Origin of the sequence: Sorangium sp. So ce128, from assembly GCF_051525245.1 — a bacterium.
Lineage (GTDB): Bacteria > Myxococcota_A > Polyangia > Polyangiales > Polyangiaceae > Sorangium > Sorangium cellulosum_B.
The window spans coordinates 216,160-229,528 of sequence record NZ_CP150313.1; the positions used below are offsets into that span (position 1 = coordinate 216,160).

Annotated in this window: 11 protein-coding genes; 6 read left to right on the forward strand and 5 right to left on the reverse strand. The window is 71.2% G+C overall.

Annotated features, from left to right (window positions below):
• Nucleotides 1–30 precede the first annotated feature (30 nt).
• Nucleotides 31–723 (reverse strand): alpha/beta hydrolase, encoded by a 693-nt coding sequence (locus WME82_RS00875; RefSeq protein WP_438041274.1) that lies wholly within the window; start codon nucleotides 721–723, stop codon nucleotides 31–33.
• A gap of 242 nt (nucleotides 724–965) precedes the next feature.
• Between WME82_RS00875 and WME82_RS00880 the strand changes: the two genes are divergently transcribed.
• Both WME82_RS00880 and ilvE read left to right on the forward strand, forming a co-directional pair.
• Nucleotides 966–1,679 (forward strand): IclR family transcriptional regulator, encoded by a 714-nt coding sequence (locus WME82_RS00880; protein WP_012232810.1) that lies wholly within the window; start codon nucleotides 966–968, stop codon nucleotides 1,677–1,679.
• A 5-nt stretch (nucleotides 1,680–1,684) separates the two neighbouring features.
• A complete protein-coding gene (ilvE, locus tag WME82_RS00885; RefSeq protein ID WP_438041275.1) occupies nucleotides 1,685–2,575 on the forward strand; it encodes a branched-chain-amino-acid transaminase in 891 nt (296 codons plus the stop codon).
• 95 nt (nucleotides 2,576–2,670) lie between these two features.
• Here ilvE and WME82_RS00890 read toward each other — a convergent pair whose 3' ends face one another.
• The gene (locus WME82_RS00890; RefSeq protein WP_438041276.1) at nucleotides 2,671–3,582 is read right to left on the reverse strand and encodes a LysR family transcriptional regulator; all 912 of its coding nucleotides are present in this window, start codon (nucleotides 3,580–3,582) and stop codon (nucleotides 2,671–2,673) included.
• Between the two features lie 677 nt (nucleotides 3,583–4,259).
• On the opposite strand from WME82_RS00890, the gene WME82_RS00895 reads away from it, so the two are divergent.
• From WME82_RS00895 to WME82_RS00905, 3 genes are all read left to right on the forward strand, one after another.
• A complete protein-coding gene (locus WME82_RS00895; protein ID WP_438041277.1) occupies nucleotides 4,260–5,819 on the forward strand; it encodes a hypothetical protein in 1,560 nt (519 codons plus the stop codon).
• A gap of 154 nt (nucleotides 5,820–5,973) precedes the next feature.
• Nucleotides 5,974–7,908, forward strand: a complete 1,935-nt coding sequence (locus WME82_RS00900) for an ABC transporter ATP-binding protein (protein ID WP_438041278.1) — start codon at nucleotides 5,974–5,976, stop codon at nucleotides 7,906–7,908.
• A complete protein-coding gene (locus WME82_RS00905) occupies nucleotides 7,905–9,827 on the forward strand; it encodes an ABC transporter ATP-binding protein (RefSeq protein WP_438041279.1) in 1,923 nt (640 codons plus the stop codon). The genes WME82_RS00900 and WME82_RS00905 overlap by 4 nt, the downstream gene beginning before the upstream one ends.
• Here the strand turns inward: WME82_RS00905 and WME82_RS00910 are convergent.
• Together WME82_RS00910 and WME82_RS00915 are read right to left on the reverse strand one after the other, a co-directional pair.
• A complete protein-coding gene (locus WME82_RS00910) occupies nucleotides 9,813–10,238 on the reverse strand; it encodes an organic hydroperoxide resistance protein (RefSeq protein WP_437548723.1) in 426 nt (141 codons plus the stop codon). The genes WME82_RS00905 and WME82_RS00910 overlap by 15 nt on opposite strands.
• A 231-nt stretch (nucleotides 10,239–10,469) precedes the next feature.
• Nucleotides 10,470–11,078, reverse strand: a complete 609-nt coding sequence (locus WME82_RS00915) for a VOC family protein (RefSeq protein ID WP_438041280.1) — start codon at nucleotides 11,076–11,078, stop codon at nucleotides 10,470–10,472.
• 136 nt (nucleotides 11,079–11,214) lie between these two features.
• Between WME82_RS00915 and WME82_RS00920 the strand changes: the two genes are divergently transcribed.
• Complete coding sequence (locus WME82_RS00920; protein ID WP_438045020.1) at nucleotides 11,215–11,868, forward strand: TetR/AcrR family transcriptional regulator; 654 nt, start codon at nucleotides 11,215–11,217, stop codon at nucleotides 11,866–11,868.
• 88 nt (nucleotides 11,869–11,956) lie between these two features.
• On the opposite strand, the gene WME82_RS00925 is transcribed toward WME82_RS00920, so the two are convergent.
• Nucleotides 11,957–13,222 (reverse strand): PAS domain S-box protein, encoded by a 1,266-nt coding sequence (locus WME82_RS00925; protein ID WP_438041281.1) that lies wholly within the window; start codon nucleotides 13,220–13,222, stop codon nucleotides 11,957–11,959.
• Nucleotides 13,223–13,369: the final 147 nt, after the last annotated feature.

Here is a 13,369-nt window from a genome sequence, read left to right on the forward strand (position 1 = left end):
GACGTCGCCGCGCCGCGCGCCGGCGTCAGCTCAGCCGGCCGCGGCCGCGACGATGTCGCGCACGAGCGCGGCCAGCTCGTCCGGCTGCGACAGGAACGGAGAGTGGCCCGCGTCGAGTCGCCGCACGTCCCTCGCGCGCCGCGACATCGCCTCCTGCGCGAACACCGGGATGGCGTTGTCGCGCTCGCAGATCACGTAGGTGGAGGGCAGCTCCTGCCAGGCCGCGGCCCCCAGCGGCTCCGTGAAGGACGCCTTGGACTGAGGCCGCAGCGCCGCTGCCGCGGCGGCTGCGACCTCGTCGCTGCAGTCGTTGTAGAAGATGTCGCGCGCGCGGTCGGGCATCATCGTCCGGCCATCCGTGGAGGTGATCCACCACGGCGGCTCCTGGCCTCCGATCGCCGAGAGCAGGGATTCCCCCGGGCCGAGCATGAACGCGCACAGGTAAACGAGGTGCGCGACGTTGCCCGCGCGGGCCGCCACCTCCGTGACCGGCAATCCCCCGTAGGAGTGCGCGACCACGACGGCCTCGCCGGGCGCCTCGGCCAGCGCCGCCCGCACCGCCTCCGCGTCCGCCGCGAGGCCGCTTGCGGCGGGCCCGGCGCTCCGCAGCTCTGGCACCCGGACGTCGAGCCCGCTGCCGAGCAGCCGACACGCGACCTGGGACCAGCAGGACGGGCTGTGCCAGGCGCCGTGGACGAGTACGACCGATGAGATCTTGCGCATGTGCTCCTCTCCTCCGCAGCTCACGGCGGGACCGAAGACGCTATCCGACCCCCTCGAGCGACACCAGCGCGCGTCGCCCGCAGCGCTGAGCCTGCTCCCCCCGCGCCTCCGCCGGCCGCCGCGCGCCGACGCCCGCCATCCCGCGGGGAGCCCGCCGCGCCGCGACGCGCCGCGCCCTCGACCGGGGCGCGGGATGGAGCTATACCAATAGTCGGAACGTCATTCCGAATAGTGGAACTGGCATGGAGCGATCCGGGACGGTCGACAAGGCGGTGCGCGCCCTCGAGGCGCTGGGCGAGGGCGGCGGCAGCGCTTCGCTCTCGGAGCTCGCGGAGCGGCTCCGCATGCCGAAGGCGACGCTGCACCGGCTGCTCGCGTCGCTCGCCGCGCACGCGCTGGTGGAGCAGGACGGGGAGGGGCGCTACCGGCTCGGCGTCGGCCTGATCCGGCTCGGGCTCGGGGCGCAGGGGCTCGACGCGGTCGCGCGCGTCGCGAGGCCCGAGCTGGAGCGGGCGGCGCGCGCCTTCGGCGAGACGTTCTTCCTCGTCGCCGCGCGCGCTGGCAGGCTCGTCGTGCTCGACAAGGCGGAGGGCACGGGCCTCCTGCGCGCGGCGCCCACCGTCGGGGCCGAGGTGCCGGTCGACGTCACCGCGAGCGGCCGGCTCTACCTCGCGCACGCGCCGGAGCTCGTGGGCGCCTCGGGCGCGGACCCGGCCATGCTCCGCGCCGCGCGGCGCGCCGCGAAGCGCGGCTACGACGTCAACGAGGGCGCGTGGATCGACGGGCTCACCGTCATCGCGGCCCCGGTGCTCGCGCGCGGCGGCCTGCACGGCTGCGTCGCCTGCGCCGCGGCCGCCCAGAGCCTGCGCGGCGATCGTCGTGACGCCGCGGTGAATCACACGCGCGACGCCGCCGAGCGGGTCGCGCGCGCCCTCCAGGGCGAGGGCAGGAGGTGAACGGCATGAAGACATGGATCGATGGGCGGATCGTCGACGCTGCGGACGCGACCGTGAACGTGACCGATCACGGGTTGCTCTACGGCGACGGCGTGTTCGAGGGCATGCGCGTCGCGGCGGGGCGCGTCTTCCGGATCGAGCGCCACCTCGCGCGGCTCGAGATCGGCGCGAGGGCGCTCGGCATCGCGCTCCCGCGCTCGCTCGACGGGCTCCGCGCCATCGTCGAGGAGACGGCGCGCGCGCACGGCCAGCCCGAGGCCTACGTGCGCCTCGTGGTGACGCGCGGCGTGGGCCCGCTCGGCGTCGACCCGACGACCTGCGAGCGGCCGGGGCTGTTCTGCATCGTGGGGGCCATCCGCCTCTTCGACGACGAGCAGCGGCGGCGCGGCCTCGAGCTCATCACGTCGAGCCACAGGAGGCCCAACGCGGACGCGCTCGACATGCGGATCAAGAGCCTGAACTACCTCGGCTCCGCGCTCGCGAAGCTCGAGGCGAGGCAGCGCGGCGCCGACGACGCGCTGCTCCTGAACGCGCGGGGCCACGTGGCCGAGGCCTCCGTGGCCAACGTGTTCGCGCTCCGCGGCGACGTGCTCGCGACGCCGCCGGCCACCGACGGGTGCCTCGAGGGCATCAACCGCGCGGCCGTCATGGAGCTCGCGCGCGGCATCGGGCTCACCGTCGTGGAGCGCTCGATCGGGCGGCTCGACCTCTTCGCCGCCGACGAGGCGTTCCTGACGGGCACCGGCGCCGGCGTGATCGCCGTCAGGAGCCTCGACGGGCGCACGATCGGCCGCGGCGAGCGCGGCCCCGTCACGGCCCGCCTGACCTCGCTCCACCGGCAGCTCGCCGAGACCGAGGGCGCCCCGTTCATCGCCGCGCCCGTCGGCCCGGGTTGAACAGAAGCTCGGACTGACCGGTTCACTTTCGCGTTACTCGGCACGTCGGCTCGCCCCTGCTCCCGCGAGACCTGGCCGCCGCGCGGGAGAGCGCGTCAGCTGTCGCGGGCGATCTCCGCGAAGACGCCGCGCAGCCAGGTGTGCGCCGGGTCCTTCGCGTGCCGCTCGTGCCACACCTGATCCACCGAGAACCCGCCGAGCTCCACGGGCGGCTTCATGACGTGCAGCTCCTCCATCTCCGCGAACACGCGCGCGATGCGCGCCGGCACGGTCAGCACGAGATCGGTCTGGGCCACGATGTGGGCCGCCACGAGAAAATGCGGGATCTGCAGCGCCACGCGGCGAGAGAGCCCCCGTTCGGCGAGGACCTCGTCCACCCGGCCTCCGCCCTCGCCGCGCGGGCTGATGAGCGCGTGCGGCAAGCTCGTGTACGTCTTGAGCGTGAGCTTGCCCCGGACCGCGGGGTGGCTCCTCCGCACGACGCACATGTAGCGCTCCTCGATGAGCCTTTGCCGGTAAAACCCCGCGGGCAAGGTGGGGAGCAGGCCGATCGCGAGATCGACCTTGCCGGTCTCCATGGCGCTCCACATCTCGCTGTCGTAGGGGCGCGCGACGAGGTCGATGAAGGGCGCCTCGGAGACGAGCTTCTGCACGAGCCGCGGCAGCAGGATGAGCTCCACGTAATCGACCGTGGCGACGGTGAACGAGCGGCGCGCCGTCGCGGGCTCGAAGCGAGGGCTGCGCGCGACCGTCGCCTCGATCTTGGCGAGGGCCTCGCGGATGGGGCCGATGAGCTCCTGCGCGCGCGGCGTCGGGATCATCCCCCGCGGCGTGCGCACCAGGACGGGATCGTCGATCAACACGCGGAGGCGCCCGAGGGCGTGGCTCATCGCCGACTGGCTCAGCCCGACGCGCGCCGCCGCGCGCGTGACGCTCCCCTCCGCCAGCAGGGCGTCGAGGACGACGAGCAGGTTCAGGTCGATGGAAGCAAGATGCACGGGATGCATGGGGCCCATGCTACTAATGAGTTGGAAGCGCGCCATCGGCCGACCTAAACGTTGGCCATTGAACCGGCACGGTCACTGACCTCACCGAAAGAGGTGAGGGGATGCCGCCGGTCTTCGCACCCATGTCCCGCTTCGATCTCCCGAGCACGCCCGCGGAGCCGGGCTCACGGCTCCTCCTCGCGCCCGCTTCGCCCGCCGTCATGGCGATACGCGGCGATGCCGCAGGCCGATCAGCCGGGGAATGTCGTCTCGTGATCCTGCTTGTAAAGGTTCGTTAAGAAGTCAGATTTGTGCTGCGAACGTTTGTGAACGTTGCCATGTCTGGTCCGGTCAGCTAAGTAGTCGCCGCCTGAGATCGCCTGTGGCGCGATCCCCGTAGGGGGTCGTATCGAGGCGGAGCGGCCCGAGCGCGCTCGTCGCATGGAGCGCGCGAGGACCGGACCTCGGGCCTCCGGCGTGCCTCCAAAGCCACGCGGATGGCCTGGATCGGCCATCTCGCCCCGGCTCTCGCCCGCAGCGCCGGCGCCGCGTCGGCCGTCTGCGTAGCGCCAGGTCGGTTTCACCTGTGTTTCCCCGGCGCTGCCGCCGAACGTCGCGCCGCATCCATGAACGCCGTGGTTCGAAATCGGTGTCGAACAACCGTAACAAGAAGAGAGAGCGTCATGCCAAGTCCGAGATTGAGTTCCCTGATCCTCGCTCCCATCGTCTCTGTTTCTCTCCTCGCCTCGTGCGCCCCCGCCGCGCCGGAGGGCGAGGGCGAGGTAGAAACCCTCGGCGTCGCGTCGAGCGCGCTCACGGCTCAGCAGCGGCTCGCGGCGTGCGACCAGGATCCTCGCGTGGTCGCCGGGCTCGTCACGAGGGAGATCTGCGCGGGCGCCGACATCTTCTTTCGCGAGACCTTCGAGGGCAACGGTCGCTCCTGCGGGACGTGCCATCCTGTCGGAAACAACTTCACGATTGACATCCCCTTCATCGACGCTCTGCTCGACGATAACCCCCTCGACCCGCTGTTCGTCTTCGAGCAGGACCCGGGGCTGACCGAGCTCGAGACGCCCGAGCTGAAGACGCTCGGCCTGATCCGCGAGAACATCGACGGCTTCGACGATCTCGACAACAAGTTCTCGATGCGCGCGGTCCCCCACACGCTCTCGCTGGCGACGAGCATCACGCCCGACCCGGTGGACGGGATAACGAGCCCGCCGGTCCATCGCACGGGCTGGTCGGGCGACGGCGCCCCGGGCACCGGCTCGCTGCGCGAGTTCCTCACCGGGGCGATCACGCAGCACTACCCGACGGATCTCGGCCGCGAGCCGGGGGTGGCCTTCCGGCTCCCGACGGAGCAGGAGCTCGATCTGACGCTCGCCTACCAGATGAGCCTGGGCCGGACGAACGAGCTCGACATCACGCAGGTGAACCTCGCCGATCCCGAGGCGAACGAGGGGAGGCAGGCGTTCCTCGACCCGGCGCGGGGCCGCTGCAACGTGTGCCACGCGAACGCGGGCGCGAACCACCTGGACACGGGGCGCAACCGCAACCTCGACACGGGCACCCGGAAGGCCCCCGCGACCGGCACCATCGGCGCGTTCGACGGCGGCTTCGGCGGCTCCGGGCTGGCCTCGCCCAACATCGATGTCCTGGACATCGGCTTTCTCAACGGGTTCGGCGACGGCACGTTCAGCACCCCGCCCCTCATCGAGGCCGTGGACACGCCGCCGTTCTTCCATACCAACGCCTTCGGGAACCAGATCGAGGGCGCTGTGGCGTTCTATCTGTCGAACTTCTTCAGGGATTCGCCGGCCGGCCTGGAGCTCGAGGCGCGGTTCGGGAGCCCCGTCCAGTTCCCCGACTCCGACATCAACAAGATCGGCCGCTTCCTTCGTGTCCTGAACGCCGCCTTCAACCTCGACATCGCAAGACAGCGCCTGAACGCCGCCCAGGTGCTCGTCCAGCAGTTCCACGACACGCGCGCCGACGTCCAGCGGCGCCTGATGGAGCTGGCCGAGGCCGAGATCGACGACGCGCTGGAGGTCCTCGACGCCGGCGGCACGCCGCTGCACCCCGTCTCCACGGATCGCCTCCAGCTGGCGAAGACCGAGATCGCGGCGGGCCTCTCGGCGGCGACCTACACGCAGCGCCAGGGCCGGATCTCGAACGCGATCTCGCGCGTCCAGAACGCGCGCGATCAGTTCGGATCGAACATCAACTTCCAGCTCGGCAAGGGCAACCTGATGTACTAGCGGAGCGCCAGGAGCCCTGTCAGGGCGCTGGTCCAGCGGTCCAGGCGACACGCGGGCCGCGCCCCGGGGTTCGTGTCCCCGCCGCTGGCGAACGCCGCACAAATCGGTAGCTTACGGGCCCCGGCATGGCCGGAATGCCAGGTGCCCTGCGCTGATGTTGTCCGGTTCACGTCCTGATGTCGGTTCCCTCGCTTCGCCTGAAACAGGGCGCTCCCGCGAGGGGGGCTCGCTCCTGCTGCGGCTCCTCGGGCTGAGCTGGGCGTACCGGGGGCGCGTCCTCCGTGTCCTCGGCTACCAGATCGTCCTGCTCTCGCTGGGGCTCGCTGGGCTCGGCCTGACCGGGCTCGCCATCGACATCCTCCGCCATCGGCTCGATCCGTCGATCCACCTCCCCGAGCTGCCGGCCGGCCTCGGCACGCTGGTCGACGCCGAGCGTGAGCCCATGCGCGCGGTCCTCTCGATCGGCGCCGCCATCCTCGCGATGGCGGCCGCGCGCGCGGTGATCAACTACGGTTACGCGCTCTCGGTGGGCTACCTCGTCCACATGGAGATCGTCCCGGATCTCCGGGCGCGGGTGTACGACAAGCTCCAGCGGCTGAGCTTCCGGTTCTTCGACGCCAACAAGAGCGGCTCGCTCATCAACCGCGTCACAGGCGACGTGCAGCTCGTGCGCTCCTTCGTGGACGGGGTGCTGCTCCCGAGCGTCATCATGGTCCTGTCGCTCGGCGTGTACGTCGCGTACATGCTCCGCGCGCACGTCCTGCTGACGCTCGCGTGCCTCGCCCCGACGCCGCTCCTCTGGATCGCGAGCACGCTCTTCGCCCGGTGGGCGCAGCCCGCCTACCTGCGCAACCGGGAGCTCGTGGACCGCATGGTCCTGAGCTTCACGGAGGGGCTGCAGGGCATCCAGGTCATCAAGGGGCTCGGGCGAGAGCGCGAGGTCCATCGCCGCTTCGACGAGCGCAGCCGCGCGGTGCGCGAGCAGCAGCAGGAGACGTTCCGGACCGTCAGCGTGCTCAGCCCGACCATCGATCTGCTCGGGCAGATCAACCTCGTGATCCTGCTCGGCATGGGCGGGCTGCTCGTCACGCGCGACCGGCTGACGCTCGGGCAGCTCGTCGTGTTCGCCGGCATCCTGCAGCAATTCTCGGGGCAGATCGCGAGCATGGCGACGATCGTCAACACCGCGCAGCAGAGCTTCATCGGGGCGAAGCGCGTCTTCGAGGTGCTCGACACCCCCGTCGAGATCACGAGCCCCGAGGCGCCGGCGCGCCCCGCGCGGGTGGAGGGGCGCCTCGTGTTCGAGCGCGTCACGTTCGGGTACGATCCCGAGAGGCCCGTCCTCCACGACGTCCACCTCGACGTCGCGCCCGGGCAGTTCGTCGCCGTGATCGGCCCGACCGGCGCGGGCAAGAGCACGCTGCTCAGCCTGATCCCGCGCTTCTACGATCCGACGTCGGGGCGCGTCCTCCTCGACGGGATCGACCTCCGGCGCCACGATCTCGACCAGATCCGCCGGCGCATGGGGGTCGTCTTTCAGGACAACTTCCTCTTCAGCAACACGGTGGCGGCGAACATCGCGTTCGGCGCCCCGAGCGCGACGCGCGAGCAGATCGAGCGCGCCGCGGTCATCGCCTGCGCCCACGAGTTCATCCGGGAGCTGCCCGAGGGCTACGACACCGAGCTCGGCGAGGCGGCGGCCAACCTCTCGGGCGGCCAGCGGCAGCGGCTCGCCATCGCGCGCGCGGTGCTGCTCGACCCGCCGCTGCTCCTGCTCGACGACCCGACCGCGGCGGTGGACGCGAGCACCGAGCGCGAGATCCTCGACGCGATCCTCAGCGCGACGCGGGGGCGGACGACGATCATGGCGACGCACAGGGCGCACCTGCTCCGCCGCGCGCACCAGGTGATCGTGCTCGACCGGGGCCGCGTCGTCGAGCGGGGGACCCACGAGGAGCTGCTCCGGCGGCGCGGCCACTACGCGAGCGCCCTCGCGCTGCACGACGCCCACGCCTTCGGGGCGCGGGCGGACGACACCCCCTCGCGCCGCGCCGCCGCGGGCGCGCGCCCTGCCGAGGACCCGGCGTGAGCCGCGGGGTCGACGCGCCGAGCCGCCCCGCGACGGCGTCGGGGGCGGCCCGCTCCGCGGCCCAGGCGGCGCCGATCGACGCGCGCCTCGGCCTCGCGCGCGTGGCGCTCGAGGACGAGGCGGACCAGCACCACCGCACGCTCGATCTCGGGCTCGCGCGGCGGGTGTTCGCCTTCACCCGCCCGTACGCGCGCAAGCGGAACGCGCTCTTCGCCCTCGTGGTGGTCAGGTCGATCCAGCTCCCGATCCTGACCTGGGCGGTCGGCGCCATCATCAGCGGCCCGGTGGCCCGGCGCGACGCGCGCGCCACGCTGCTCGCCGTCCTCGGCTTCGCGGCGCTCGTGCTCTTCACCGAGATCGTCTTCCACTACCGCGCGCGGCTCGCGCTCGAGCTCGGCGAGGCGGTGGTGTTCGACATGCGCGATCGGCTGGAGAGCCACCTCCTGCGCATGCCGATGCGCTTCTTCGTGAAGACGAAGGTGGGGCGCCTCATCGGCCGCATGACGTCCGACATCGACGCGATCCGGGTGGCGGTGCAGGACGTCGTGTTCGTGAGCACGGTGAACCTCGGCACCATGGCGGTCGCGATGGCGCTGATGGCCCACGCGCACTGGCAGCTCTTCCTCGTGGTGGTCGCGATGGTCCCTGTCTTCTGGGGGCTGATCGTCTATTTCCACAAGCGCCTCGGGGCCGCCCACCAGCGCGCGCAGGAGAGCTTCACCCGCGTGACCGCGACGCTCGCCGAGTCGGTCACGGGGGTGCGCGTGACGCAGGGCTTCGTGCGGCAGGACATCAACGGCGGGCTGTTCCGCGCGCTGATCTTCGACCACTCCCGCTACAACATGGATGCGGCGCGCCACTCGGCGACCTTCCTCCCGCTCCTCGAGTTCAACGGGCAGCTGTTCCTGGCCGTCCTCGTGGTCGTCGGCGGCTATCAGGCGCTCCACGGCGCGATCGAGCTGCGCGTGCTCGTGGAGTTCTTCTTCCTCGCGAACCTCCTGTTCAACCCGATCCCCGTGCTGGGCAACCAGTACAACCAGGCCCTCGCGGCGATGGCGGGCGCCGAACGGCTCTTCCGCGTGCTCGACACGGCGCCCGACTGGCCCGACGAGCGCGGCCTCCCGGCGCTGCCGCCCGCGCGCGGCCGGGTCGTGTTCGAGCGGGTCCACTTCGCCTACGATCCGGGCAAGCCGGTGCTCCACGGCGTCGATCTCGTCGCCGAGCCGGGGCAGATGATCGCGCTGGTCGGGCACACGGGCAGCGGCAAGACGTCGATCCTGAACCTGCTCGCGAAGCTCTACCTGCCGACGGCGGGGTCGATCACCGTCGACGGGCACGATCTCGCGGCGACCTCGTCCGCCTCGCTGCGCGCGCAGCTCGGGCTGGTGCTGCAGAGCAACTTCCTCTTCAGCGGGACGGTGCTCGACAACGTGCGCCTGGGCAACCCCGCCGCGACCGACGCAGAGATCCGCGACGCGGCGCGGGGCCTCGACGTGCTCGACATGCTCGACGCGCTGCCGGACGGCCTCGCCACCGAGGTCGGCGAGCGCGGGACGGCGCTGTCGCTCGGGCAGCGGCAGATCGTGTGCTTCCTGCGCGCCATGGTCGCCGATCCGCGCATCGTGCTGCTCGACGAGGCGACGAGCGCCGTGGACGCCCTCACCGAGGCCCGGCTGCAGGCGGCGCTCGGGAGGCTCTTGCGAGGGCGGACGAGCTTCGTTGTGGCCCACCGGCTGAGCACGATCCGGCACGCCGATCGCGTCGTCGTGCTCGACCACGGGCGGGTCGTCGAGCAGGGGACGCACGCGGAGCTGCTCGCGCGGGGGGGAGCGTTCGCGGCGCTCCACCGGGAGCTCATGAATGATGGGCCGGCCCCCGTGGAGGGAGCGCGCGGCGTCAGAAGGTCAGGCGACCTCTAGGCGGACGGGGACGTTGTTGCGGGTGGCGTTCGAGTAGGGGCAAACCTGGTGCGCCTTCTCGACCAGCTGCTCGGCTTGCGACCGCTCCAGGCCCGGCAGCGCGATCCGCAGGCCGATGTCGAGGCCAAACCCCCCCTCGGAGCGCGGGCCGATGCCGACGGTCGCCGTCACGGTGGCCTCGGCCGGAATGCGGGCCTTCTCCTGCGCGGCCACGAACTTGAGGGCGCCCAGGAAGCAGGCCGCGTAACCCGCCGCGAACAGCTGCTCCGGGTTGTTCCCCTCGCCGCCAGCGCCGCCGAGCTCCTTCGGTGTCGAGAGCTTGACCTTGAGAGCACCGTCGGCAGTGGCAGCGTGGCCATCGCGGCCGCCATTGGCCGTGGCTTGCGTCGTGTACTTCACGTCAACAGGCATTGGAGCGTTCCTTTCGTGGCGATGAGCCCGGTCACGGGCAGCTCGTCCCCGCCGGGCACGGCCCGACCGGGCAGCGCCGTTCGGGTACGCTCCCATAGTGCCCGCGCTCCTCCCGGGCAACCGCGGGAGCAGACGCCACCCGGAAATCACGCCCGGCATCGACCGCGCGGCGTCATCAGCCTGTCATCAGCTTGCATTCAGCTTGCAGTCAGCTTGCAGTGAGCTGGCACCTCACGGGCCAGCCCAGGTGTAGCTCAGCGCGGAGACGTCGGGCGCCCCGACCGGTATCTCCCCGGTGAAGCCGAGCGTGACGAGCTCGAGGCGGTTGCCGAATGGATCGTTGAAATAGAGCGACGCCTGGCCCGGTGGACCGAGCCGCGTCGGGCCGTACGTCGGCACCGAAGCGGCATTCAAGCGCTCCTTCCACGCGAGCAGCTTCCCAGGCGCGACCCAGAGCGCGCAGTGCGGATGATCCGCCTCGCGGGGCGGCTGCCCGATCGGCGACTCGAAGAGGTCGAACCGCGGGCCCCCGGCGAACACGACCGAGAGGTGGACCCCCCGCGCGATCTCGTCCGCAGGGCGCCCCATCCGCTCGAGGAACGGGACGTCGACCCGCATCACCACGCGCGCGCCGAGCAGTCCGACATAGAACCGCTCCGCCACCCGGAGATCCGAGCACGGCACGGTGAGGTGATCGACAGCGCGCAGCTTGCCGCCCCACGGCGGAAGCAGGCGATACGCAAGGTGCGACCAGGCGAAGAATAGACGCATCCCCACGCCGATCACCTTTCGCTGGACCCGGGCGGCGAGCGGCGCGGTGGCGAGCTCCAAGGACATCATGCATTTCCTCCATGCGATGGTAGTCAATCAATCAGTTGATTGACAATACGCGACGGCGGCCGGACGGTCAAGGCGCGCGCCGCGGGCGCTTGCTGGGACCGGAGAAAACCTGTAGCTTTGCGTGGGCTTGGCGAAGATGAGAAGCGCCGTCGCGGGCGGCAAGACCTCGTCCACGGAGCTCGGTGCAGCGCGGCGGCGCGACCTGCTCGAGGCGGCGTATACGCTCATCGCCGAGAAGGGCCTCGAGGGGCTGCGGACGCGCGACATCGCGGCGCGCGCAGGGGTCAATATCTCGACGCTGCACTACTATTTCGGGACGAAGGACGAGCTCCTCGCGGCCATCGTCACGCATGTGACGGACAAATTCGTGGAGGCGCAGCGCCGCCCGGCAGGCCAGGGCGCCGCAGGCCCGGCTCACGCGCGCGCGATCCTGAGAGCGCACCTCGAGAGCGCATGGCGCACCTTCCAGGACAATCCGCACCTCGCGGCCGTGCTGCAAGAGCTCTCCGTGCGCGCGCAGCGCGACCCGGCGGCGCGGACCGCGCTCTGCGCCGTCCACAGGGAGTGGAACCTCGCTGTCGAGCACCTCGTGCGGCTAGGCGTGCGCGGCGGACAGCTGCGCTCCGATCTGGATCCTCGCGCCGCGGCCCGCGTGGTCACGTCCTTCATCATCGGCGCCATGACCCAGCTCGGGATCAACGCCGAAGCGTTCGACTTTCACCTCGTCTCGGACGAGCTCGATCGATGGCTCGCCCCCGCGGAGGGCAAGCGGGCGCGCAGCCGCGGGTGAGCGGCCCGACAGCCGTCGAGCGACGCAGAGGCGCTCCCCGCCACCTCACGTCAGCTGAAGCGCGCGTCGATGCGCGCGCCCGGGCGGCTCACCGCGGGCTTTCGGCGCTGCAGCGGGAGAGCGCGTAACGCAAGGCGCTCTGGAGCACGCCGAAGGTCTTGAACCCGCCATCCGCCGCGCCGAGCTCCGTCATCGTCCGCGCGATCTCGGGCGAGATCCCGGAGACGAGGCAGCTGCTGCCGAGGAGGTTCGCCGCGCGCACCACGGCGAGGAGGTGCGCCACGGTCGCGGCGTCCACCGCGTTCACGCCGGTCAGGTCGAGGACGGCGAAGCGCGCGCTCGTCCGCACGATCTCGGTGAGCAGCCGCTCCATGATGTGATTTGCCCGCCCGGTCTCCACGGTCCCGATGATCGGCAGCACGAGGACCCCCTCCCACGCCTGGATGATGGGCGTGGACATGGCGCGCATCGTCTCCTGCTGTTGCCGCATCAGCGCCTCGGCGCGCTCGCGCTCGGCGTTCTCCGCCGCGAGCAGGCGGTTCTTCTCCTCGAGCTCCTCCGCGTGGATCGCCCGGCGCTGGAGCGTCTCCCTGAGCTCGGCCTCCAGCCGCTTGAAGGGCGTGATGTCCCTGATCGCGATCGCGACACCGTCGCTCAGCGGGATGACCTGATGCTGGAGCCACCGGTCCTCGTGCCCTGGACTCTCGATCTGCTGCTCCTCGAGGAGCCTTTCGCCGGTCCGAAAGACGCGCGCGTACTTGTCCGGCTGGCCGAGGTGGCGCGCGGCGGGCGAGAGCTCGCTGAGCCGCTTGCCGACGATCTCCTCGCGGGGCATCGACATCCCCTCGACGGCCCTCTGGTTGGCGTCTGTGACCACGAAATCCACGAGCGTCCCGGCCTCGTCGAGCGCGCTCCGGAGCACGAAGAAGGCGTCCAGGCTCCCCTCGACCGCCGCCCGGAACCGGGACTCGGCCGCGAGCAGCGACTCCTCCGCGCGCTTGCGATCCGTGACGTCGCGAGCGACGAAATAGACGAGCTCCTCCTCCGGGTGAACCGACGAGTTCCACTCGATCCACCGGTAAGAGCCGTCGCGACACCTGTAGCGGTTCGTGAACGTCACGCTGCCGCTGCCGCCGAACACCTGCGCCGACTCGGCCAGCGTGCGCGCTCGATCGTCGGGGTGCACGAAGTCGATGAACGGCGTCGACAAGAGCTCTTCGCGAGAGAACCCGAGCGTGCGCTCCCACGCCTGGCCAATCCGCCTGAAGCGCCCGTCAAAACCGGCGGTGCCGATCAGATCCACGGACATCTCGAAGAAGCGGCCCACCTCGTCCGTTTGCCACGCTTGTTTCATGGTAAATTCCACCGCTACCAGATCCGGCGTCCATGATCGAGGCTTTGGCGCCACGCGAGGCCTGGCGCTGCGGACGCGCCTGCCAACGGTCGGGGGGTGCGCGCTGGACGACCGCGCTCCTGGTCAGTCGCCCTCAACGCCTGAAGG

Bases quoted from the DNA above. Each gene is read 5' to 3' on its own strand.
- WME82_RS00875 (WP_438041274.1), bottom strand. From the start codon at position 723: ATGCGCAAGATCTCATCGGTCGTACTCGTCCACGGCGCCTGGCACAGC.
- WME82_RS00880 (WP_012232810.1), top strand. From the start codon at position 966: ATGGAGCGATCCGGGACGGTCGACAAGGCGGTGCGCGCCCTCGAGGCG.
- ilvE (WP_438041275.1), top strand. From the start codon at position 1,685: ATGAAGACATGGATCGATGGGCGGATCGTCGACGCTGCGGACGCGACC.
- WME82_RS00890 (WP_438041276.1), bottom strand. From the start codon at position 3,582: ATGCATCCCGTGCATCTTGCTTCCATCGACCTGAACCTGCTCGTCGTC.
- WME82_RS00900 (WP_438041278.1), top strand. From the start codon at position 5,974: ATGTTGTCCGGTTCACGTCCTGATGTCGGTTCCCTCGCTTCGCCTGAA.
- WME82_RS00910 (WP_437548723.1), bottom strand. From the start codon at position 10,238: ATGCCTGTTGACGTGAAGTACACGACGCAAGCCACGGCCAATGGCGGC.
- WME82_RS00915 (WP_438041280.1), bottom strand. From the start codon at position 11,078: ATGATGTCCTTGGAGCTCGCCACCGCGCCGCTCGCCGCCCGGGTCCAG.
- WME82_RS00920 (WP_438045020.1), top strand. From the start codon at position 11,215: ATGAGAAGCGCCGTCGCGGGCGGCAAGACCTCGTCCACGGAGCTCGGT.
- WME82_RS00925 (WP_438041281.1), bottom strand. From the start codon at position 13,222: ATGAAACAAGCGTGGCAAACGGACGAGGTGGGCCGCTTCTTCGAGATG.